The sequence below is a fragment of the Rummeliibacillus sp. BSL5 genome, assembly GCF_052928305.1.
In genome coordinates, this window is record NZ_JAVGCV010000004.1 from 75,627 (window position 1) to 97,298 (window position 21,672).

Genomic DNA, 21,672 nt, shown 5'->3' on the forward strand with positions numbered 1-21,672 from the left:
CATCTCATCCTTCTTCCTGTTCCATATCGATACGCAAAATTTTTAAAGCTTTATATAAACGAGTTTTAATGGTATTTGAATTTTCATTTAAGATATAGGCAACTTCCTCAATCTTGAGATCTTCAAAATAGCGAAGGATCACAATCTCCCGATACTTTGTCGGAAGTCGTTCTAATGCGCCAGCTAAATCTAGATTTTCATACTGGTCTTCACTAGACGATGAGAGATAGAGCAATGTCTCGTCATCTGTCACTTGAACTCTGCGAAATTTTTTTAGGAAATCGAGCGATGTATTTATAACAATTCGATAAAACCAACTTTTCAATTTTTCCTTGTTCAGCAGTTGCTGATAGTTTTGCATTGCTTTTTGAATACTGTCTTGAACAATATCCAACGCATCTTGCTCGTTTTTAACATAACTGTATGCAAGCCAGTATAATTGTTTTTTATTTTGCCTGATCCACTCTACTAGATCATCGTCATAGAACAATTGCTTTTTTCTTTTCATTTTAGGAGCTCCTTTAGATCATCACGTGTATACATTAAAAAGACGTCGCACATGTAGTAGAAAGTTTTAATAACTTTTTAATTCATCCTTATATATTGTTTCTTTAAAAGAGAAATATATGAACTGCTATTATATAAGAAGAAACACTGTTTTAATATTTATAAAAAAAACCAAAATAATGTTATTTTATCTAATGAATTCTAATTATCTTTCTAAATATTTTTGCCCCTATTAATTTTTATTAAAAGTTCAGAAAAACAACTATTGCTTTTTCTTTTGATAATGATTATCATTACTAACAGAAAACAGATTCGTGCTTAATTTTTATTCCCCTCCCCTTATATAGCCGCTCCAAATTGGGCAGGGATTTTTTAGCTATTATTCCATATGAGAAAGAAGGATTATTTTAATGAAAGCAACTCCATTCGCAGCGGTCCTGCTTGCAGGAAGCATTTTAATGACAGGGTGCAATAATTCAGATGATACGAAGACTAGCTCTGCCGCAAAAAAAGAGGAAACAACTACTTCTTCTACAAATTTACAAAAGGAAGTGGATGCATATAAAGAGTTTGCGCTTGGCCAAATGGACCATTTCATCGTTGAAACAGATAAGTTTGTGAAAGCCGTAAAAGCAGGCGATATAAAAAAAGCGAAGGAAATTTACCCTGTGGCTCGTATGTATTTTGAACGCTCTGAACCAATTGCAGAGAGCTTCGGTGACCTTGATCCTCGGATTGATGCACGTTTGGCAGATTTAAAAGAGGAAGGACAAGGAGTAGAAGATTGGACTGGTTACCATAAGATTGAATATGGCTTATGGAAAGAAAATAAAACAAAAGGCTATGAAAAAACAGCTGATCAGCTGTTAGCAGACTCTAAGGAATTGCGCGCACGTGTGGAAACAGTTGAAGTAACCCCTGATACAATGCTAACTGGTGCAGTGGACTTGCTAAATGAAGTATCTACATCGAAGATTACCGGCGAAGAAGAAATCTATTCTCACACAGATTTATACGACTTCAAAGCAAACGTCGAAGGTGCTGAAAAAATCTTCACTATCTTGAAAGACCAAATTGAAAATAAAGACCCTAAATTAGTCAAAGATTTAACTGAAAAATTCAAAGCAGTCAATGATCTATTAGCTAAATATCAAACAAAAGATGGCGGCTATATCTCTTATACCAAACTTACAAAAGAAGATACCAAGGCTTTATCTGAAGCAGTGAACCACTTAGGTGAACCATTAAGCCAAATGGGCATTATTATGGAGTGATTAAGCAATGACTAAAACAAATGATGAACGTTTACTAGATAAAAAAATCACACGCAGACAAATGATGAAAATGACTGGCGCAGGTGCAGTAGGATTAGCAATCGGTGCTTCAGGCATGGGCGGTGTTCTAAAAGCCTTTGGGAAAGATATCTTAGAGGATCAATCTACTGTAGCCAATAAAGTTGATTTTTACGGGAAACATCAGTCAGGCATCGCGACTGCTGTACAGACAAGTATCTATTTCGCATCATTAAATGTTTTAGTAACCTCTAAATCCCAACTGCAAGAGCTGTTCCAAATGTGGACACCCCTCGCAGTCCAAATGATGAATGGCGATTTAATTGGCACAGCTTCAGAAAATGCGCTTATCCCACCTAAGGATACAGGAGAAGCAAAAGGGCTAGATGCCAATAACCTTACTATCACATTTGGAGTGGGGCCCTCTCTATTTGAGAAAAAAGAGTTAGGTCTCTCACATCTGAAACCTAAAGAATTACAAGACCTGCCCCACTTTCCAAAGGACCAGTTAGAGGAAACATTTACGGGTGGAGATATTTGTATTCAAGCTTGTGCTGATGACCCGCAAGTAGCTTTCCATGCGGTCCGCAACTTGATTCGTGCGGCGTCAGGCAAAGTATCATTGAAATGGTCGCAAGCCGGATTTAATTCTATCCCCATGAAAAATGGAAAAAAAGAAACACCACGCAACTTATTTGCTTTTAAAGATGGCACAGAAAATCCTATAACTGATAATGAAAAAGATATGAACGAAGTCGTATGGGTACAGTCCGGTGATTCGAAGCCATGGATGGCAGGTGGCACTTATTTAGTAGCACGCCGTATACAAATGCATTTAGAAACTTGGGACCGTACAGCTTTAAGAGAGCAAGAAGCAACATTTGGGCGGCATCGCGACAGTGGTGCACCTCTTGGCAAGAAGGGCGAATTTGAAGCGATGGATATCGACCGTAAAGATGCAAACGGCAATCCAATCGTACCTGAAACTTCACATACGTTCCTGGTGAAGAAGGCAAATGCGCGTTTATTACGCAGATCATTTTCCTATTCTTCTGGCGTGATGGATGCTACGGGCACGTTTGATGCCGGATTGCTTTTTATCTCGTTTCAAAAAAATCCTAAACAATTTATCAAGATACAGAACAGTTTAGGCCGCTTAGACAAAATGAATGAATACATTACCCATCGTGGGAGCGCATTATTTGCATGCTTCCCAGGTATAAAAAAAGGAAGTTATATAGGTGAAGCATTATTTAATACGCTGTAGTCAAATTCTTATACTATGTACTTTAACTGCTTTTATTGCCATGAAACCCGTATCAGCAGCCGCATCCTATAGCAACCTGTATATTTCAATCAGCGATGCGATTATGGACAGCAAACAAGGCGATGATAAAAAGGCTGAAAAGGCGCTCTCTGCTTTTGCACAAGATTGGAAGAAAGTACGTTCACAAGATTCCAAGGAAACGAAAGCAGTTGACCAAGCATTGAAAGAAGCCCAAGCAGCTTCTTCAACTGACCAACGTCTTGATGCCCTATCTACTCTTTCTAAGGCTCTAACAGCTTTAGAAAAAGCAGAAAACCCTATCGATGGGAAAGCGGAAAGACAGGCCTTCCTGACAGCGATGAATCCTGCGCTAGAACAGCTTCAAGCTGCCATTAAAGAAGGCGATGTACCCAAGATGACAGCAGCATATACTACATTCAACGCTTATTGGAAGAAGAAAGAAACACCTGTTAGAGAGCAAGACATTGCTACTTACGGCAAGATTGAAACACAAATGTCGTTCATCCGAATTGCGCTAGCTGATGAGCATCCCAACTTTGATACCATGCAAGACCAGTTTAACGTATTAAAACAAACAGTGAATGACTTTGGACTAGGGAAAAAAGTGGCCTCTTCTACTAAAGGAGACACATATTCACTGCAATCGCTCATTGATTTAATTGATAAAGCCAACGGGCAAATCGTTGCCAATGATTATTCAAAGGCTTCCGCCACTATCAAACAGTTCATCGTCACTTGGCCAAATGTAGAAGGCGATATACGCACTAAAAATGCTGGCCTTTATACAAAAATCGAAAGCGAAATGCCCATTATTGCTGGTGATTTGATGAAAGATCAGGTGGATGCAAAAGGTATTCAAACAAAGCTCGGAGACCTAAAACAACAAATCCAATTAATTCAGGGCGACCAAAATTATACACTCTGGGATTCTGCACTTATTTTACTGCGTGAAGGTTTAGAAGCACTTTTAATTATGATCGCATTAATTGCATTTCTTAAGAAATCTGACCAACGTCATATGGAAAAATGGATTTATATTGGAGCAGGACTCGGGATTGCATGTAGTGCAGTGGCAGCTATTTTAATGTCAACGCTGTTCAACTCCTCTACAATCAATACTAGCCGCGAAATGATTGAAGGATATGTAGGTTTAATTGCCGCTGCTATGATGATTGGTGTTGGCGTTTGGATGCATAGCAAATCGAACGTCAAAGCTTGGAATGCGTATATTGCTAAACAGATGAACCATGCAATGTCCAAACAAAGTGTGTGGGCAATGGCATTTATTAGTTTCCTTGCCGTCTTCCGCGAAGGGGCCGAAACACTGATTTTTTATGCGGGAATAGCACCAAAAATGTCTACTTCCCAATTTTCACTAGGTATCGGGATTGCAGCCGTCATTTTAGCTGTTGTAGCATTCATCTTATTGCGTGCGACAAATAAAATTCCTGTTCATAAATTCTTTGCCGTAGCGACTATATTCATCTATTTGCTGGCATTTAAAATAATCGGTGTAAGTATTCATACGTTGCAATTGACTGATGTTGTACCTTCGAATGTTATGAGCCATATGCCAGTATGGGCTACGATTGGCTTTTACCCAACAATTGAAACCATTAGCGGCCAGGCCATTCTTCTTGCGCTGATTATCTTTACGATTCTATTTAAAAAACGCAATGCAACAACTGCTTAGCAAAAAGACTGTAGACAGCTTGAAAAAGCTAATCTACAGTCTTTTTATTTCATTCCATTCTATCTCGCAGCTTAAACAATAAACAAGACAGCTCCGCTAAGAATAATGGAAACAATCGTCATCATTAACAGTGGCTTCAATGCTCTTGATTTCAATTCCTTTAAGTCAACAGACATGCCAAGGGCAGCCATAGCAACCGCTAAGAAAAATGTGCCTGTTTGTGCGATGGCATCTTCTACAGATGCACTCAAGAATCCTTGCTGTGTTCCCCAGGTGCCAAGCGCAGAGACCGCTAAAAATCCTAGTAAGAAATAAGGGAAGGAAGCTTTCTGCCCTGTTCCCCCTTTTTTAAACTTCAAGAAACCTACAAGCACAAGTGTTACAGGGAACAATAAGAGAACTCGGCTCAATTTTGAAAGCAATGCAGGTGTTAGAGATTCGTCGCCATAGGCTGCTCCTGCTAGTGCAGCATGTGCAATTTCATGCAAGCTGAAGCCGGACCAATAGCCATATACGGCTGGTGCTAAGTGTAAAAGTGATCCTACTGCTGGATATAGTAACGAGAAGATGGTGCCCATCAATGCAATCATACCTACAGCCATTGCTGTATCCTCTTCTTTAGCCTTTAGGATTGGTGAAACGGCTGCAATGGCTGCGGCACCACAAATTCCTGTACCAAATGCCAGTAACATCATTAAATTATCTTCTACCTTTAAAAGCTTTCCTATAATGATGGTTAGCAAAATGGCTCCTACAATAACGCCGGCCGCACGAGCAATTAACGGCAGCCCTTCATGGGCAACGACAGCGATATTGAGGCGGATTCCATACATAATGATAGCAAACCGCAAAATCTTCTTCGCGGCAAAATCGATGCCAGTTTTCCACTTTTGTGGATAAGGCAGTGTATTACGTATAATCACTGCTATCAGGATGGCTATAGCTAAAGGTCCCAGATAATTGAGCATCGGAACCTTGCTTAGGAAGTAGGATGCTATTGCAATGATGAGTACCATTAAGATTCCTTTATAGAATCCACTATTGTGTTTCATACGCTCATCTCCAGTTCATAATTTCTATTTATATGATAAGATGTACTCACCTAAAAAGATAATTAATCATTTTAATCTTTATCATAAGTGATTACTTATAGAAGGATGGTTATATGAATGATAAGTTAAGCATTTTCCTCCTCGTTGTGAAGAATATGAATTTTTCCCGTACAGCGGAGGAATTATTCATGACGCAGCCTGCTGTCAGCCAGTATGTAAAGAATTTAGAAGAAGAGCTTGGAGTCCAGTTATTTGACCGCTCCCATAAGCAGATTCAATTAACGAAGGCCGGAGAAATCGTAGCCTATTACGGAAAAGAAATAGATACACTGTCCCAAAGCATGAAACGAAAATTAGATGATTTAACAAGCCATGTGGGCGGTGATTTATTGCTAGGTGCGAGCTACTCTTATGGGGAATATTTGCTTCCAAAAAGACTAGCAGCCTTTCTTGATGTTTATCCACAAGTTGTCCCGAGCATTTGTATTGCCAATACTGCAGAGATTGCAGAAAAGATTGTGGATCAAACATTGGATTTGGGGATAATTGAAGGTACTGTCAACAATAAGTGGATAGAATCGCACAAAATTGCTACAGATCATTTAGTTGTGGTAGCAAAGTCTGGACAACCTGTGCATAACTTAGACGCACATACATGGATTATAAGAGAAGAAGGATCGGGTACACGAGAGGCTTTTGACAATTTTAAAAAAGAGCATAAATTGAATCCAACACATACGATGGTATTTGGCAGTACTCAGCTGATTAAAGAAGCGGTTGCGAATGGTCTCGGACTTGCATTGCTTTCTGAATGGACCATTCAAGATGAAATTCACCTAAATAAATTGCAAATCATCCGCCGAGAAGACTTTCATTATCAGCGAGACTTTCATGCAATCCATCTGAATACTCCCTTTTTAACCAAAACAACGGATACATTTTTAGACTATTTGAAGAGAAATAAATAAAGCTGTGGAATACTTGCACCTTTGCAAGCTTATCCACAGCCTTTACTTCTTAAAACTTAATCATTTTGCTTGGTACAACCCATTCATTAAATTGTTCTTCTGTCACAAGTCCTGTATCTAATGCGGCTTCTTTTAGCGTTAATCCATTTTTATGGGCATGCTTTGCAATTTTCGCTGCATTTTCGTAGCCGATGTGTGGATTTAGTGCTGTCACCAACATTAAAGAATTGTTTAAGAAGTGTTCTAATTTGTCTTCATTTGCTGTAATGCCTTGCAGACAGTGTTCATCAAAGCTTCTGATGACATCAGATAACAATTCAACTGATTGCATGAAGTTATAAAGAATGACTGGTTTAAATACATTCAATTCAAAGTTACCTTGAGAAGCTGCCATGCCTAATGTAACGTCATTACCCATCACTTGGACAGCCACCATTGTCACTGCTTCACATTGTGTAGGGTTAACTTTACCTGGCATAATAGATGAACCTGGTTCGTTTTCTGGAATTGAAATTTCTCCAAAACCTGAACGAGGGCCAGAAGCTAACCAGCGAACATCATTGGCAATCTTCATCAAATCTGCAGCTAAAGCTTTCATTGCACCATGCGTTGTAGCCATTTGGTCATGAGAAGTCAGTGCATGGAATTTGTTTGGCGATGGTACAAATTGCAAACCTGTCTCTTTCGCAAGAACAGCTACTACTTTTTCATCGAAGCCTTCTGGTGCATTTAAACCTGTTCCGACAGCCGTGCCACCGATTGCTAGCTCTAGCATGTGCTTAGCACTTTCTTTAATCATTTCCTCTGATTTTTCAATCATGTAAAGCCAACCGCTGATTTCTTGGCCTAATGTAAGAGGAGTTGCATCTTGCAAGTGTGTACGACCAATTTTGATTAACTGCATGAATTCTTCAGATTTTGTTTTCAATGTTGCTTTTATTTGTTCCAATGCAGGAAGTAAGTTCTTCTCTACCGCAATCGCTGAAGCAATGTGCATAGCAGTCGGGAATGAGTCATTGGAGCTTTGTGATTTATTGACATCATCATTTGGGTGCAAACGCTCATCACTGCCTTGTGCTTCTAGATACTCATTGCCAAGGTGTGCGATGACTTCATTGACGTTCATATTTGTTTGTGTACCGCTTCCGGTTTGCCAGATGACTAAAGGAAACTCTTGATCCCATTTGCCTGCAATGATTTCATCTGCCGCATGTGCTATGGCATCTGCTTTTGTTTGTGACAAGGTTCCTAGATCAACGCAAACTTTCGCTACTGATTTCTTAAGTAATGCATAGCCATGGATAAATTCGATTGGCATATGTTCAGAACCAATTCTAAAGTTTTGCTTGCTTCGCTGTGTTTGGGCTCCCCATTTATGTGCTGCAGGTACTTTAATTTCTCCCATGGAATCATGTTCAATACGATAGTCCAAATTCTCCAACTCCATTTCTTAAGATTGTTGAATACTCACTTCATATGATAGCGTTTTCCCCATTATTTGTCTGCTAATCTGTTTAGAATGAGCAAATTGCTGAGAAAGCTAGAAAGAACCTATCTAATCTTTAAGCTGGTGGCATTGGTGTTTTTGTTGGTTTCGAATAACCTTCTTTATAGTCTTCGTCGATCTTTTTACGGATATCTTTTAAAGGAACGCCTTCCTGTGCTTGTTTAATGGATTTAATAGCAATTTCTACACAAACAATGCAGCGTGTACCATGATCATCCCAGACAATCGAGCCGTCTTTTTTAACTTCTTTAATAAAGCAGTTTAGATTGCTTTCATGATTTGCGCTTTCCGCGCAGCCACAATAGCATGGCATCCATTTAAGTACTTCTGTCGCTTTGCCTGCTGCCTGATAGACCAATTTTAAATCCTCTGATTGTTTGTCCAAGAAACTCGGCAAAATATCACTTGATGCTGTTTCCTCTTGTAAATCACCATTAGGCAACTCATGCTGGCCCCCTTGGTGTGCCGTGTGTTCTGTCTTTTCTGACTGAGTTGCTTTCTCGCTATCTTGGTTTTCTTTCGCTGTTTTATCTGCACTGTTGCCACAAGCAGCTAAAAGCATCGTGCCCGCCAATAAACATGATAACCACTTTTTCTTCAAATTGTTCTACTCCTTCAAACGCTTTTCTTTCATTATACCTTATCAGGGTATAACAGTCGTATGACAAATTGACGTCAAGATGCTTTCAAAAAAATAACCTCTATCGGAAAAAATTCCGATGAGGTTATCTGTGTTATTTCTCTACAGTTGCTGCTGTATGAGCGTCATTTTTGCTTTCTGCTAAGCGCTCAATGCTTGGTCTAATATTATATTTGCCTGAGTAGTTTTCAAGCATCTCTTTCAAATCTATACCCGAAGAGGCTTTCAATGATTCTTGTAATGAAGCCATCAAATCTGTTGCATAGCCTGTCACCTTATTTGCACCGCCACCAGCTCCGCCGCCAGTGTCCACAACCGTAATTGAATCGATATTAGATAGTGGGCCCGCCACTTGTTTTGCATATTCAGGCAGCATGCTAATCATCATATCTAATACTGCAGCTTGGCCGTATTGCTCAAAGGCTTCTGCGATTTTACGTTTAGCTTCTGCTTCCGCAAGACCTTTCAAGCGGATAATTTCTGCTTCTGTTTCCCCTTGGGCTTTTTCTGAATCAGCTTTAGCCAAACCGTCTAAACGAATTTTTTCAGCTTCTGCTTTCGCTTTAGCTTCAATACGATATTGTTCTGCATCAGCTTGGGCTAATTGTTTCATTTTGTCAGCCGCTGCATTTTGTTCAACAGCATAGCGATCTGCATCAGCTTTTTTCTTGACTTCTGAATCGTATTGTTTTTCACGGCGAAGAATTTCTTTTTCTTCTAGCTCGATTTGCTTTTGACGCTCGATAATCTTGATTTGCATTTCTTGTTCTGTTACTTCTTGCTTCGCTCTTGCTGTTTCAAGTTCGTAGGCTTGGTCGGCGCGCGCTTTTGCGATATCTTGCTCACGGCGATATTCAGCCACTTTTAGTTGGTTCTCTTTTTCTGCTTCAGCAATTTCAGTGGCACGTTCTAGCTCTGCCTTTTGTGCTTCTTTATCTGATTCCGCCCGTTTGATGCGAGTTTCTTTTTCAGCATCCGCTGTCGCGATATCCGCATCGCGTCTAACTTGGGCGATACGTGGTTTACCAAGTGATTCCAAATAGCCATTTTTGTCACGTACATCTTTTATAGTGAAGGATACAATCGTTAAGCCCATTTTAGCTAAATCTTGTGAAGCAACACGCTGTACTTCTTGCGAGAATTTGTCGCGGTTTTTATAAATTTCTTCCACTGTCATAGAGCCTAAGATGGAACGTAGATGACCTTCCAATACTTCTCTTGCTTCCATTTCGCGTTCTTCTTTTGGCTTTCCTAAAAATTGTTCGGCAGCTGTGGCAATTTCCGTAATAGAGCCACCAATTTTGATGATAGCAATACCATCGGCCATGACAGGCACACCTTGCTCTGTGTAGACTTCTGGCGTAGTAACTTCCAGTTTGCTTGATAATAAGCTAAGCGGTTCTGCTTGTTGGAATACAGGTAATACAAATGTACCTCCACCGCGAATAATCTTAATGCGGTTTCCTGCTTCATCCTTATGGACATTTTTAGAGCCAAGATAACTCCCTGTCACAATCAATGCTTCATCTGGTCCTGCTGTACGATATTTCTTTACATAGACGCCAATAATCGCCAATACTAAAACAACTACAATTCCGCCAACTATCAATGCTAAAGGCATAATTTTTTTCCTCCTATTTTTACATGTTGAGCCAAGTAGTTATCAAAATATATTACTTCTTCACTTAAAAAGCAGCTTTAGAAAATCGGGCTATACTCCCTTACAAATACAGTACTTTCTTTTACTTCTATAACTAATACTTTTGCGTCATAAGGTATTTCCACAAGATCATAGCTTGCCGCTCTTTTTGATATAATGCCATTCACCGTCTCGATCACAACTTCCCCGTATCCATCAACAGGCACCGGTACGATGACTTTTCCTACTTGCCCTCCAAGAGATTCTTCTGTATAGGCCATGGAAACTTCGGCTGACTTCAAAGGAATAAGCACAAAATAATATAAAAGAATATCTAAAATAATAGCTGCTATTACTGAAATGATGGCAATGCTTATACTATTTAGTGCAGTGAAAGTTTCAAGGACCCACCCAATTGCAGTATAAAAGGTTAAAAATGCAAGTATGACTGCCGGATTAAAAAAAGGAATACCTTCTCCTACGCACTCAACCATATCGCCAAAAAACAAATAAAAGACCATGCAAATCGCTAAAATAATCAATAAGCTTAAATACCACTGTTCTATCGACCAAGTGTGAAAATCCATTGATTTCACCCCCTTCTTCGCTCGCTTTCTTCGTTACTATCTATATCTACGGTTCAGGAGGCCAAAAGTTTCATTTTTTCTGATTATTTAATTTTAAATGTGTGCAATCTAAATATTACGGGAATGTAAATTTTAATCGGACCGTGACGAAATTTGTAGGGATTTATATCGCAATTTGTTATTATTATAGTTGTGTTTTTATTTAAAACATCTACCGGTTTTTATAATTAGGAGGCTTTGTATGTTTAGCACAAAAAAAGAAGATCCCTTCTTTGCAACATTATTGAAAATTGCTGAGAATTTAAAAGAAGCATCTCATTATGCAGATGACTTTAAAATTACAAGCATTGCGGGTTTAAAAGAACTCAGCGTTACGCTGAAGAAATATGAAACAGATGGCGATTCGCTGATCCATGACCTTATTCAAATGTTGAACAAGTCTTTCATGACCCCAATCGAGCGTGAAGATATTTTGGAATTAGCTGTACGGATGGATGACATTCTAGATGGAGTGGAAGGTTGCATTGCCCACTTTGAAATGTTTTCACTTACAGAAGTCGATGATTATATGAGAGATTTCTTGAAATACATTGTGTTAAGCACCGACGAAATTGCTGCTGCTATGCAGCATTTAGCAAATAAAAAACTAATTAATATGCGCGATCATGCCATTTTAATTAAAGATTATGAGCGTAAGTGCGATGAAGTATTGCGTACTTCCATTAAGCAACTATTCCTACATGAAAAAGATCCTATCCGCATTATTCAATTTAAAGATATCTACGAACAGCTTGAAGAAGTGGCTGACTATTGCCAAAACGTAGCCAATGCAATGGATACGATTATCATGCGCAACGCATAGGAGATGTAGTAATACATGAATACAATACTGATTTTAACTGTACTGGTCGTAATCTTTGCTCTATTATTCGACTTTATTAATGGTTTCCATGATACAGCCAATGCGATTGCCACTGCCGTTTCTACACGTGCGTTAACACCTCGTACAGCCGTTATTATGGCAGCTACAGCAAACTTTATCGGCGCGGTAACCTTTACAGGGGTAGCCCAAGCAATCGCAAAAGACATTGTAGATCCATTCGCTTTAAAACATGGTGTTGTCATTATCTTAGCTGCATTGCTATCTGCAATCATTTGGAACTTACTGACTTGGTACTTCGGTATCCCGTCTAGCTCCTCGCATGCCTTAATCGGTTCGCTTGCAGGTGCAGCGATTGCATCTTCTGGATTCGGCGTGATCAACTATGAAGGATTTGGGAAAATTTTTAAGGCGCTAATCTTCTCTCCTTTTATCGCGATTATTGGTGGTTTCCTTATGATGTCGCTGTTTAAATTCGTATTTAAAGATCGCAACTTAAGCCGAATGAACAATACGTTCCGAAAAGTGCAAATTTTCACAGCTGCTCTACAATCTTTTTCACACGGAACGAATGATGCCCAAAAATCGATGGGTATCATTACTATGGCTTTAATTGCCGGCGGTTTCGTGAACCAAGGCGGAGATGTGCCGATGTGGGTAAGAATTAGCGCTGCAACCGCTATGGGCTTAGGTACATCTATCGGTGGATACAAAATTATCAAAACAGTCGGTGGCAAAATCATGAAAATTCGCCCTGTAAATGGGGTGGCTGCTGATTTATCTTCAGCAATCATTATTTTTGGAGCTACTCATTTCCATTTGCCTGTCTCTACAACACATGTTATTTCTTCTTCTATCATGGGTGTAGGTTCTGCGCAAAATGTAAAAGGCGTTAAATGGGGCGTGGCCCGTAAAATAGTCATGACATGGATTATTACACTCCCAATCTCCGGATTGCTTGGCGCTTTGATTTTTTATATTTTTAACTTATTTATGTAATAGTATTTTGCTATACAAAAAAGCCGCTCCTAGGAGCGGCTTTTCTTATTTATCCTCTAATACTATTATCCACATGTAGCTCTGTTGCATGGCCAGTCTGATTAGGTTGGTGAGGATTATTTTTAAAGAAGGTCGCAATAGACAGGTAGATTAAGATTAAGCATACAAGGACAATTCCAATGATTAGGAATGTCATCTTTTTACCAGACATAGTCTTCTCCTTTTCTATTCATTATTATTGGGCAGACGGCTTAAATCCTTCTGCATATAAATAGTCTTCAGCATCATCGCGTGTACCAAAGCTTTCTTCTAAATTTTCTCCATGATAAATATTCCAATAAGGATCATCATTTACAAGCAAAAGCTCTACTTTGTCTCGATTAAGCCAGGTTTGTTCAAATTTTTCTTCCTCTACAGGTTCGTCAACCTCTGAAAGATACATGATTGAATCCTCGACCACTTCTCGCAGTTCTTGCTCTGTGAAATCTCTAATATTCACAAGACCTTTTTGGGCTGTTGGATAACGCAGCAAGTCGCCAACATAAACAAAGCCATTACCGTTTGGGTGAAGTTTCTCTACTACAATCTTCTTCTCGTATTGGCTACCCTCAAAGTGGTAGTTTAAACGGCCCATCGATATCTCTTTACGGGTTAATTCTTTAAAACTCTCAATGATTTGTTGTTTTTCTTCAAATGTTAGCATATGATCTCCTTTTTAATATCGCTTTATATATTTTTAGTAGCAGCAGATTTAATATCTTTCCGATGTTCATAGACATTTTTGACGATGACTTTAGCGACAGCATAGAGTGGCACTCCGAGTAAAATTCCGATAAACCCGGCAATATTGCCTGCAGCTAAGATAATCGTAATAACGGTAAGCGGATGAATATCAAGCGTCTTGCCCATAATGTTGGGCGTGATAAAGTTGCTGTCAATTTGTTGAGCGACAAGTGTTACCACACACACCCATACAGCTTTCATAGGGTCGTCTAGAAAGCCTACAATGATGGCAGGCACAAGCGCAACCCATGGGCCGATAAAAGGCACCATATTCATGAAAAATGCAAACATAGCGAGCAGGAGCGCATATTCAAGGCCTATAATTTTATAGCCGATAAAAATAAGGGTCGCTAATATAAAACTGATCAATATTTGACCTTGGATATAATTACGTAATACATCATCAATATCAGTTAACGTTTTTTTCACCCATTGGCGACGTGAGCCTGAGAATAAGTTATAAATCGCAGGAGCAAACTTCTCATGATCCTTCAACATGTAGATGAAGAAAAATGGTACCAGAATTAAAATGAAGGCACCAGATACGAGGCTAGAAATAAGTTGCACCAAAAACTTACTTGTAAATACAGCGTATTGCTGTATCGAATTGGTGATTCGTTCAATCGCATCATTCAACTGGTCAGGGAATTTTTCGCGATTCTTTAAGATATAATCAATCATATCTGAAAGCTCATTTGCGAGATTGGGCGCTGCCTTAATCAAATGATTAATTTGGTTATTGATTGGCGGCACAATAACGGCGATAAAAGCATAAATAAGAGCCCCTATAATGACCAGTATAGATAAGATGCTTGCCCATCTTGGAAACTTTCTTTTTTCTAAAAAGCGCTGAATGGGTTCTGTGACATAGTATAGAACGCCCCCAGCTAGCAACGGAATAAAAATAGCACTTAGTATGACTGCAATCGGATAGAAAAGGGATTTAATTTCTAGAAAATATTTAATAATCAATAGAGCTAATAGAATCCCGACACCCGCTTGAAACCATAGTTTCTTTGTCAAATGGTTCACTTCCTCTTCGGCATTAATAACGGTCTGTAAAAACTACAATAATTGACGTTTCACTATATATTCTTATATCAGTATACGCTATTCAACTATAAACTGAAAATAGCCACCTTACGCTCAATAAAAAAATCCCGTACTCTTAGAGAGCAACGGGATTTTCAGTTTATATAATTCTATAATTGGTCATCCGCTACACTATCAAGATAGTCGCGAATCGCAACCATAACAGAATCTACACAGCCATCTTCGAATGGAGAAACAAGATTTGCTTCTTCCACCAATTTTGTAAAGGACATTTTTCCGCCTAGCTTGCAAAGGTGGATATAATCCTTCCATGCTTCCTCATGATTTTCACGAGATCTCTTCCAGAATTGGAATGCACACACTTGAGCAAGTGTGTAATCGATATAATAGAACGGGCTGTTATAAATATGTGCTTGGCGTTGCCAGAAGCCACCCTTTTCTAAATAGTCGATGCCATCATAATCACGATGTGGCAAGTAGATGCCTTCGATTTTCTTCCACGCAGCTTTTCGTTCCTCTGGTGTCATTTCCGGATTTTCATATACGACATGCTGGAACTCATCGACAGCTACACCGTAAGGCAAGAATAAAAGTGACTCGCTTAAATGCGCAAATTTATACTTCTCTGTGTCTTCTTTAAAGAACAATTCCATCCATGGCCATGTGAAAAATTCCATACTCATAGAATGTATCTCGGCTGATTCAAATGTCGGCCAAAGGTATTCTGGTATTCCAATCTTTCGGCTTGAGTATACTTGGAAAGCGTGACCCGCTTCATGCGTCAATACATCGATATCCCCTGATGTGCCGTTGAAGTTTGAAAAAATAAACGGCGAGTCATAGTCTTCGATGAATGTGCAATAACCACCGCTTTCTTTCCCCTTTTTCGCTACTAAATCCATCAACTCATGGTCAACCATGTAGTGGAAGAACTCAGATGTTTCATGAGAAAGCTCATCATACATCTTTTTGCCGTTGTCTACAATCCACTCTGGCGTTCCTTTTGGCGTTGCATTGCCGCTTAAGAAATTCAGTCCTTCATCATGGAACTTTAAATCTTCTAGGCCAATTCGTTTTGCTTGGCGTTTTCTAAGCTCTGTTGCATAAGGAACCACTACATCGCGAATTTGATCTCTGTACTTCTTAACCATGTCTGCGTTGTAATCAATTCGGTTCATCAGGACATAGCCAAGCTCTACATAGTTTTTATAGCCAAGTTTGACTGCCATCTCATGGCGTACTTTGACTAATTCATCATAAATACGATCGAAATCTTCTTCATGCGATTGGAAGAATCCAAAGCGAGCTTCATTCGCCTCTTTCCGTGTCGCACGGTCTGTAGACTCTGTATAAGGACCAAGCTGGGCAAGCGTCAATTCTTTGCCATCATAAGAAATTTGTGCAGACGCCACCAATTTGGAGTACTCAGATGTTAGCTTGTTCTCTTTTTGCATAAGATCCATAATCTCCGGTGAGAATCCCTTGATTTGGTTATCTGCTAGAGAAAATAATTGAGAGCCCCACTTTTCTTCTAGATTATTGCGGAAAGGGGAAGCAATAAGAGCTTTATAGTAATTCGTTGTTAATTCTTCCACTTCGGGTGTAATTTCATCTAAATAGTCTCGCTCTTTTTGATAGAATTCATCGTTAGTGTCGATAGAAGCACGAATATAAACCAAGTTATATTTCGTTGAGAAATCATTACGCAAACGATTGATTTGTTCAATCACATCACTTTGCGCTTCTACCGTTTTTGACTCATTGAATTCTTGTAGAAGACTATTAAATTGTTTCTTCATGTCTTCCAAGTCTGGGCGTGTATATTGATATTCATTAAATGTAAGCATCTACTATTCCCCATTTCTATTATGTACTTGTACTCTTCGTAAAGCGAAGTATTGATTACATTATTTATTATATTCAGAAAAATTTCAACTATTCTTATGAAAATCATTCTTTTTTGATAGTTTGTTTAGTTTTTGACGCTGGAAAAATTATAATACTTATTTTTTTCTTCAAATTGTGCTAACCTATTTCTATGTGCAATTTTTAAAGTGAGGTGCAATACATTGATAGGTCGTAATGATCCTTGCCCATGCGGCAGCGGAAAGAAATACAAAAAGTGTCATGGTAAAAACGCTCAAGGCGATATTACTACACTTGTAAGCGAAGAGATTGATCGTATTGTGGAGGGCTTTGTGAAGGAATCTTTCCATCCTGCAGATTACCGTCAATTAGAAAAAAGAAATCAAGTTTGGCGAGATTCTTTACAACAAACTTTTTCAATTAAATTAATAGATAAAATTGCGATGGAAACTTACATTTACATCGACCATCGTGAACTATGGCAAAGCTATATCAATCAACAGCTAACATTGCAAACTCGCAAGCAAGTGAGCGATATTTTGACTTCATGGCTAAAACCTATTTATATGCTGGCTAAAGTGGATGCCCAAACACCAGAAACTATCTCTATTACAGATATGGTGACAAACAAAAGTTACGTAATGAGCGGCACTCCATCGAAAACATTCTCCGGCAATTGGTTATTCGGTATATTTATGCCTGATGCACGCCAAGGCGAAAATGGACTTACTGCTACTAGCAGTGTTGTATTTATTCCAGAAGATAAAGAAAATGTCACAGAGATTCTATGCTCAAAACTTCAAAATGGCTATAAAGATTCACTTGATCTTTATCAATCATTTGTAGAAGAGGGAAAAATGCCTGTAGAGGAAGCAGCTCAGGAAATAAAAAGCGCAGATGATGAAGTAGCTTCCACAGTTGATAGCACTGTGAGTTTATCACCTTTTACAACTGAGGTACTAACATTAACAGACCGCTATTTAACAGAGCATGGACTAGTGGCACCTGCATTTATTGAATTACTAACACGCTTCCTTGAAGAGACTTCAATCAAAGCGAAAAAAGCCGAAACAGTTGCTGCAGGCGCTGTCTTAGCTGGACAAGCAAATGGTCAAATTCCAGAAGGCGGCTTGGTTAAAGTGAAAGATGTAGCAGGTTACTTCACTGTGTCCGCTTCTTCTATTTCCAAATACCGAGACCAAATTAGCGAATATATTAACAAATAGATAGAACAGCCAACATGGCTTTCTATCCTTTCTGTTCTTTCTTGCAGAAAGAACAGGCACTAATAAAAATAGCCACCCGCATAATCATCTGCGAGGTGGCTATTTTTTATTTCCCTAAGACAACTGTTTTTAAAAGAGCCAAACGTTCCCTTAATCTTGATTTTGCTTCCACACTTTTCGGTGTTCTTGCAGGAATAACATCACAATCTAATCCCACATTCTCTGCCAGCATTTTCGCTCGTGCCAGATGGTAGTCATTCGAAACGATTGTGATTTTCTTACTCTCATTCCCTATTATTTTTTTAGCATTTACCAGATTTTCATATGTTGTAGTAGATTTGTCTTCCAGCTTAATTCTTTTTTCATCTATCCCTCTGTCTACTAAATAGTTTTTCATTACAGAAGCTTCTGTCGCATCTTCGTCAGGACCCTGACCACCCGTTACGATGATGAGAACTTCAGGATACTTTTTAGCGTATTCGAGTGCTGCATCTAAACGATATGCCAATGACTTAGATGGAACAGCTCCTTTTTTCACCTTTGCCCCCAGGACCACTACATATTTGTTAGTGCCTGTTGCTCTTGGCTTTTCCCCTTCAGCTAGCCACTTTGACGTCAAAACCCAAAAGCCAGTGATTACCAAAATTATGACTACTATAATCCACATCTTCTTCCTTTTCACCTCATACCATTCCTTTATAATTTATATGTTGTTATGTATTTTAATAGAATCTATAAACCTAGTATATATCTAGCAACCTATAGCAAAGGCCTGGCAGTTAATTATACCAGGCCTTCTACCATTTATTTTACAAGTCTACGTTATGATACACTTGCTGTACGTCTTCTAGGTCTTCCAATAGTTCAATCAGGCGTTCAAATTTTTGTAAATCCTCGCCTTGTAGCTCAACCTCAGTTTGTGGAAGCATTGTTAGCTCCGCTACATTGAATTCAGAGATACCTTTTGCTTTTAATGCTTCTTGGACTGCATTGAATTGATCAGGCTCAGCATAAATAATAGTTGTATCCCCTTCTTCGAATACATCACGTGCGTCAACGTCTGACTCAATTAATAGCTCAAGTACATCATCAGCTGATTTGTTTTCTAAGGCAAATACGGCTGTTGTGTCAAACATATAAGCTACAGAACCACTGACACCCATATTTCCGCCGTTTTTCCCGAAAGTAGCGCGCACTTCTGCCGCTGTACGGTTTACGTTATTTGTAAGTGCATCTACGATGATCATGGAACCGCTTGGTCCAAATCCCTCATAGCGTAACTCATCATAGTTTTCTTCACCGCCGCCTTTTGCTTTTTCAATTGCACGGTCAATGATATGTTTTGGTACGCTGTATGTTTTCGCTCTTTCTAACACAACTTTTAGAGCGCCGTTTGATTCTGGATCTGGTTCGCCTTGTTTTGCAGCAACATAGATTTCACGTCCAAATTTTGCATAGATGCGAGATGTGCTTTGGTCTTTTGCTGCTTTTTTCTCTTTAATGTTATTCCATTTACGTCCCATCGGATTCACTCTCTTTCTTTTAATCGATAGATATGCTAATTGCTTTTTCATATTCAATAAGCCATTAAATTACTGTTGTATTATACACTATAATTGAAAAATGAAAAAGCTAGCCTATCTATCTACAGCTGCTACAGATCTTTCGCATTGAAAGTGTCGCCATCTTCAATGGTGCCGTATTTATAACCTCGCTCTAACCATTTCATTCGTTGAGCCGATGTACCATGTGTAAAGGTTTCTGGCACTGCATAGCCTTGCGCTTTCTTTTCAAGTGTATCATCGCCAATTGCGTTGGCAGCTGTAAGAGCTTCTTTAAAGTCGCCTTTATCTAGATATCCTTCACCTTGTACATAGTGCGCCCATACCCCAGCATAATAATCTGCTTGAAGCTCGAGCTTGACGGATAGCCGATTCGCCTCTGCCTTTGATGCTCTCTGTTCAAGCGCACTAACCTTGGAGGAGGTGCCAAGCAGATACTGCACATGGTGGCCTACCTCATGCGCCACAACATAGGCCATAGCAAAATCTCCTGGTGCTTTAAATTGGTTTTTCAATTCCTGATAAAACGATAAATCTATATAAAGCTTTTGGTCGCCTGGACAGTAGAATGGTCCGACAGCTGTGCTCATATTACCGCATTTTGTTTGGACACTGTTTGTGAAGAGCACAAGCGTTGGATCCTTATAGGTTTTTCCTTCTTTTGCAAATACATCTGTCCAAACATCTTCAGTATCAGCGAGAACGACTTTAACAAAGTCCGCTAATTCATCCTCTTCTGCAGTGGATTTATATCCGGTACTCTGGCTTTGCGGAGCTTGCGTATCAGTATTTAATATATCTTGGGGATTGCCTCCAAGTAATGTATAAATAATCACGATGATAATACCAATGCCGCCAAGGCCTCCACCTACAACTGCAGGTCCACTCATTCCCCGACGGTCTTCAACATTTTTACTTTCTCTTCTTCCTTTCCAATCCATTAGAAAAATCACCCGCCCTTATTGAAGTCCATCTATTTATACCCCGTTTTATTCCCCTATAGACACTAAGCGAAAATAGAAAAACGCAAAAATGCGATTGACTCTGCATTTTTGCGTTCAGTTTTAATAAGAATCTCATTTTATCATTTGTTTTTGTCGGCATCAATTTTCTCAAGCAATGCCTTACAGCCTGCCAAGCAAAGTTGATAGGTTTCCTCAAAGTCGCCTGTAAAATAAGGATCTGGCACATCTTTTTTCTCTTCGACCAAATCGAGCAGGCGAAATACCTTAGAACTTGCCTTTACGCCTAGCATCGGCAGGGCATTTTGAATATTGCTGTCATCCATACAAACAATATAATCAAAGCGACTATAATCTTCTTGCTTTAATTGGCGGCTAAACATGCCATTAGCAGGTATTTGATACTGAGCAAGAATCTGTGCTGTTCCAGCATGTGGCGCTTCACCTATATGCCAATCACCTGTGCCAGCTGAATCAATGTCAAATGCGTCTGTTAACCCTTTTTCTTCCACGAGGTGGCGAAAGATTGCTTCGGCCATTGGCGAGCGGCAGATGTTCCCCAGACACACAAAAAGTACGCTAGTTTTCATCATTTACCTCCTAGAACTTCAGCGGATAGAATTGGAATTTTACTTCTCCCGTAACAGCTGACTTTTTGATAAAGCCATAGTCGCGGCTATCGCTACTGTTTTGGCGGTTGTCGCCCAGTACGAAATAGGAATTCTTCGGTACTTTCTTTACACCTGACACTTCTTTTAATGTAAAGTCTTCCGTAAAGTTGTCGCCTAGACTTTCATATTCCTTAATGCCTTGTTTGAGGTATGGCTCTTTGTACTTCTTCCCATTGATATACAATTGATCATCTTTTACTTTTATTGTATCGCCGGGCAAACCGATAACTCGCTTAATGTAATGGTCATCTTCAACGGGTGAATCAAAAACAATAATATCAAAACGATCGATATGACTGACCTTACTAATAATAATTTTATTATTGTTATGGTAAGTAGGCTCCATTGACTCACCTTTGACTGTTACAGGAGAAAACAAAAACTGTCTGCATACTACAGCAATAATGACTGCAAGCAATATTGGCCAAACCCATGACAGCAATTCCTTGCCTATATTTCTTTTTTCCATTTTTATCACCTTCTATATGTGCGGCCTT

At 39.2% G+C, this 21,672-nt stretch carries 22 protein-coding genes; 7 read left to right on the forward strand and 15 right to left on the reverse strand.

The features are described 5' to 3' along the window. Positions 1-4 precede the first annotated feature (4 nt). A complete protein-coding gene (locus RCJ93_RS13170) occupies positions 5-508 on the reverse strand; it encodes an RNA polymerase sigma factor (RefSeq protein WP_147197047.1) in 504 nt (167 codons plus the stop codon). 409 nt (positions 509-917) lie between these two features. On the opposite strand from RCJ93_RS13170, the gene efeO reads away from it, so the two are divergent. Genes efeO through RCJ93_RS13185 form a run of 3 tightly spaced genes read left to right on the forward strand, consistent with a single transcriptional unit; the run spans position 918 to position 4,780 of the window. After that, complete coding sequence (gene efeO / locus RCJ93_RS13175) at positions 918-1,781, forward strand: iron uptake system protein EfeO (RefSeq protein ID WP_446739253.1); 864 nt, start codon at positions 918-920, stop codon at positions 1,779-1,781. Between the two features lie 7 nt (positions 1,782-1,788). Beyond that, positions 1,789-3,066: an iron uptake transporter deferrochelatase/peroxidase subunit gene (gene efeB / locus RCJ93_RS13180; protein WP_446739254.1), complete on the forward strand. Its 1,278-nt coding sequence runs from the start codon at positions 1,789-1,791 to the stop codon at positions 3,064-3,066. Beyond that, positions 3,041-4,780: an FTR1 family iron permease gene (locus RCJ93_RS13185; RefSeq protein ID WP_446739255.1), complete on the forward strand. Its 1,740-nt coding sequence runs from the start codon at positions 3,041-3,043 to the stop codon at positions 4,778-4,780. Before efeB ends, RCJ93_RS13185 begins: the two co-directional genes overlap by 26 nt. A gap of 71 nt (positions 4,781-4,851) precedes the next feature. Here the strand turns inward: RCJ93_RS13185 and RCJ93_RS13190 are convergent, their stop codons facing one another. Beyond that, complete coding sequence (locus tag RCJ93_RS13190; protein WP_446739256.1) at positions 4,852-5,832, reverse strand: YeiH family protein; 981 nt, start codon at positions 5,830-5,832, stop codon at positions 4,852-4,854. Between the two features lie 113 nt (positions 5,833-5,945). On the opposite strand from RCJ93_RS13190, the gene RCJ93_RS13195 reads away from it, so the two are divergent. Further along, complete coding sequence (locus RCJ93_RS13195; protein ID WP_446739257.1) at positions 5,946-6,800, forward strand: LysR family transcriptional regulator; 855 nt, start codon at positions 5,946-5,948, stop codon at positions 6,798-6,800. A 49-nt stretch (positions 6,801-6,849) separates the two neighbouring features. Here RCJ93_RS13195 and fumC read toward each other — a convergent pair whose 3' ends face one another. The 4 genes from fumC to RCJ93_RS13215 form a co-directional block, all read right to left on the reverse strand. Further along, on the reverse strand, positions 6,850-8,232 hold the full coding sequence (gene fumC, locus RCJ93_RS13200; protein WP_251648355.1) for a class II fumarate hydratase: 1,383 nt from the start codon (positions 8,230-8,232) through the stop codon (positions 6,850-6,852). Positions 8,233-8,362: 130 nt separating this feature from the next. Continuing rightward, positions 8,363-8,908, reverse strand: coding sequence for a PCYCGC domain-containing protein (locus RCJ93_RS13205; RefSeq protein WP_236717647.1), 546 nt, complete (start codon positions 8,906-8,908; stop codon positions 8,363-8,365). 133 nt (positions 8,909-9,041) lie between these two features. Then, positions 9,042-10,568: a flotillin family protein gene (locus tag RCJ93_RS13210; RefSeq protein ID WP_446739258.1), complete on the reverse strand. Its 1,527-nt coding sequence runs from the start codon at positions 10,566-10,568 to the stop codon at positions 9,042-9,044. Between the two features lie 77 nt (positions 10,569-10,645). Next, the gene (locus RCJ93_RS13215) at positions 10,646-11,173 is read right to left on the reverse strand and encodes a hypothetical protein (protein WP_446739259.1); all 528 of its coding nucleotides are present in this window, start codon (positions 11,171-11,173) and stop codon (positions 10,646-10,648) included. Between the two features lie 241 nt (positions 11,174-11,414). On the opposite strand from RCJ93_RS13215, the gene RCJ93_RS13220 reads away from it, so the two are divergent. Together RCJ93_RS13220 and RCJ93_RS13225 are read left to right on the forward strand one after the other, a co-directional pair. Next, the gene (locus tag RCJ93_RS13220; protein WP_066790398.1) at positions 11,415-12,035 is read left to right on the forward strand and encodes a DUF47 domain-containing protein; all 621 of its coding nucleotides are present in this window, start codon (positions 11,415-11,417) and stop codon (positions 12,033-12,035) included. A gap of 15 nt (positions 12,036-12,050) precedes the next feature. After that, complete coding sequence (locus RCJ93_RS13225) at positions 12,051-13,052, forward strand: anion permease (RefSeq protein ID WP_446739260.1); 1,002 nt, start codon at positions 12,051-12,053, stop codon at positions 13,050-13,052. Positions 13,053-13,101: 49 nt separating this feature from the next. On the opposite strand, the gene RCJ93_RS13230 is transcribed toward RCJ93_RS13225, so the two are convergent. The 4 genes from RCJ93_RS13230 to RCJ93_RS13245 form a co-directional block, all read right to left on the reverse strand. After that, entirely contained in the window at positions 13,102-13,263 is a 162-nt protein-coding gene (locus tag RCJ93_RS13230; protein WP_190323509.1) for a hypothetical protein, read from the reverse strand. Positions 13,264-13,287: 24 nt separating this feature from the next. Continuing rightward, on the reverse strand, positions 13,288-13,755 hold the full coding sequence (locus RCJ93_RS13235; RefSeq protein WP_446739261.1) for a hypothetical protein: 468 nt from the start codon (positions 13,753-13,755) through the stop codon (positions 13,288-13,290). Positions 13,756-13,778: 23 nt separating this feature from the next. After that, positions 13,779-14,858 carry an AI-2E family transporter gene (locus RCJ93_RS13240; RefSeq protein WP_147197024.1) on the reverse strand — a complete coding sequence of 360 codons (1,080 nt, stop codon included), beginning with the start codon at positions 14,856-14,858 and terminating at the stop codon, positions 13,779-13,781. A 179-nt stretch (positions 14,859-15,037) separates the two neighbouring features. Beyond that, complete coding sequence (locus RCJ93_RS13245) at positions 15,038-16,735, reverse strand: M3 family oligoendopeptidase (RefSeq protein WP_066790406.1); 1,698 nt, start codon at positions 16,733-16,735, stop codon at positions 15,038-15,040. Between the two features lie 222 nt (positions 16,736-16,957). Here RCJ93_RS13245 and RCJ93_RS13250 point away from each other — a divergent pair, with 222 nt between their 5' ends. Further along, complete coding sequence (locus RCJ93_RS13250; RefSeq protein WP_446739262.1) at positions 16,958-17,980, forward strand: YecA family protein; 1,023 nt, start codon at positions 16,958-16,960, stop codon at positions 17,978-17,980. Positions 17,981-18,086: 106 nt separating this feature from the next. Here the strand turns inward: RCJ93_RS13250 and RCJ93_RS13255 are convergent, their stop codons facing one another. From RCJ93_RS13255 to lepB, 5 genes are all read right to left on the reverse strand, one after another. After that, a complete protein-coding gene (locus RCJ93_RS13255) occupies positions 18,087-18,662 on the reverse strand; it encodes a YdcF family protein (protein ID WP_446739263.1) in 576 nt (191 codons plus the stop codon). 127 nt (positions 18,663-18,789) lie between these two features. After that, entirely contained in the window at positions 18,790-19,503 is a 714-nt protein-coding gene (locus RCJ93_RS13260; protein WP_446739264.1) for a YebC/PmpR family DNA-binding transcriptional regulator, read from the reverse strand. Positions 19,504-19,634: 131 nt separating this feature from the next. Next, positions 19,635-20,483, reverse strand: a complete 849-nt coding sequence (gene ypfJ, locus RCJ93_RS13265) for a KPN_02809 family neutral zinc metallopeptidase (RefSeq protein WP_066790415.1) — start codon at positions 20,481-20,483, stop codon at positions 19,635-19,637. Positions 20,484-20,626: 143 nt separating this feature from the next. Then, positions 20,627-21,094 carry a low molecular weight protein-tyrosine-phosphatase gene (locus RCJ93_RS13270; RefSeq protein WP_446739265.1) on the reverse strand — a complete coding sequence of 156 codons (468 nt, stop codon included), beginning with the start codon at positions 21,092-21,094 and terminating at the stop codon, positions 20,627-20,629. Positions 21,095-21,104: 10 nt separating this feature from the next. Beyond that, positions 21,105-21,644, reverse strand: a complete 540-nt coding sequence (lepB, locus tag RCJ93_RS13275; protein WP_066790420.1) for a signal peptidase I — start codon at positions 21,642-21,644, stop codon at positions 21,105-21,107. Positions 21,645-21,672: the final 28 nt, after the last annotated feature.

Bases quoted from the DNA above. Each gene is read 5' to 3' on its own strand.
- RCJ93_RS13220 (WP_066790398.1), top strand. From the start codon at position 11,415: ATGTTTAGCACAAAAAAAGAAGATCCCTTCTTTGCAACATTATTGAAA.
- RCJ93_RS13210 (WP_446739258.1), bottom strand. From the start codon at position 10,568: ATGCCTTTAGCATTGATAGTTGGCGGAATTGTAGTTGTTTTAGTATTG.
- RCJ93_RS13260 (WP_446739264.1), bottom strand. From the start codon at position 19,503: ATGGGACGTAAATGGAATAACATTAAAGAGAAAAAAGCAGCAAAAGAC.
- RCJ93_RS13195 (WP_446739257.1), top strand. From the start codon at position 5,946: ATGAATGATAAGTTAAGCATTTTCCTCCTCGTTGTGAAGAATATGAAT.
- RCJ93_RS13245 (WP_066790406.1), bottom strand. From the start codon at position 16,735: ATGCTTACATTTAATGAATATCAATATACACGCCCAGACTTGGAAGAC.
- RCJ93_RS13235 (WP_446739261.1), bottom strand. From the start codon at position 13,755: ATGCTAACATTTGAAGAAAAACAACAAATCATTGAGAGTTTTAAAGAA.
- ypfJ (WP_066790415.1), bottom strand. From the start codon at position 20,483: ATGGATTGGAAAGGAAGAAGAGAAAGTAAAAATGTTGAAGACCGTCGG.
- efeO (WP_446739253.1), top strand. From the start codon at position 918: ATGAAAGCAACTCCATTCGCAGCGGTCCTGCTTGCAGGAAGCATTTTA.
- RCJ93_RS13215 (WP_446739259.1), bottom strand. From the start codon at position 11,173: ATGGATTTTCACACTTGGTCGATAGAACAGTGGTATTTAAGCTTATTG.
- RCJ93_RS13170 (WP_147197047.1), bottom strand. From the start codon at position 508: ATGAAAAGAAAAAAGCAATTGTTCTATGACGATGATCTAGTAGAGTGG.
- RCJ93_RS13230 (WP_190323509.1), bottom strand. From the start codon at position 13,263: ATGTCTGGTAAAAAGATGACATTCCTAATCATTGGAATTGTCCTTGTA.
- RCJ93_RS13190 (WP_446739256.1), bottom strand. From the start codon at position 5,832: ATGAAACACAATAGTGGATTCTATAAAGGAATCTTAATGGTACTCATC.
- RCJ93_RS13270 (WP_446739265.1), bottom strand. From the start codon at position 21,094: ATGAAAACTAGCGTACTTTTTGTGTGTCTGGGGAACATCTGCCGCTCG.
- efeB (WP_446739254.1), top strand. From the start codon at position 1,789: ATGACTAAAACAAATGATGAACGTTTACTAGATAAAAAAATCACACGC.
- RCJ93_RS13225 (WP_446739260.1), top strand. From the start codon at position 12,051: ATGAATACAATACTGATTTTAACTGTACTGGTCGTAATCTTTGCTCTA.
- lepB (WP_066790420.1), bottom strand. From the start codon at position 21,644: ATGGAAAAAAGAAATATAGGCAAGGAATTGCTGTCATGGGTTTGGCCA.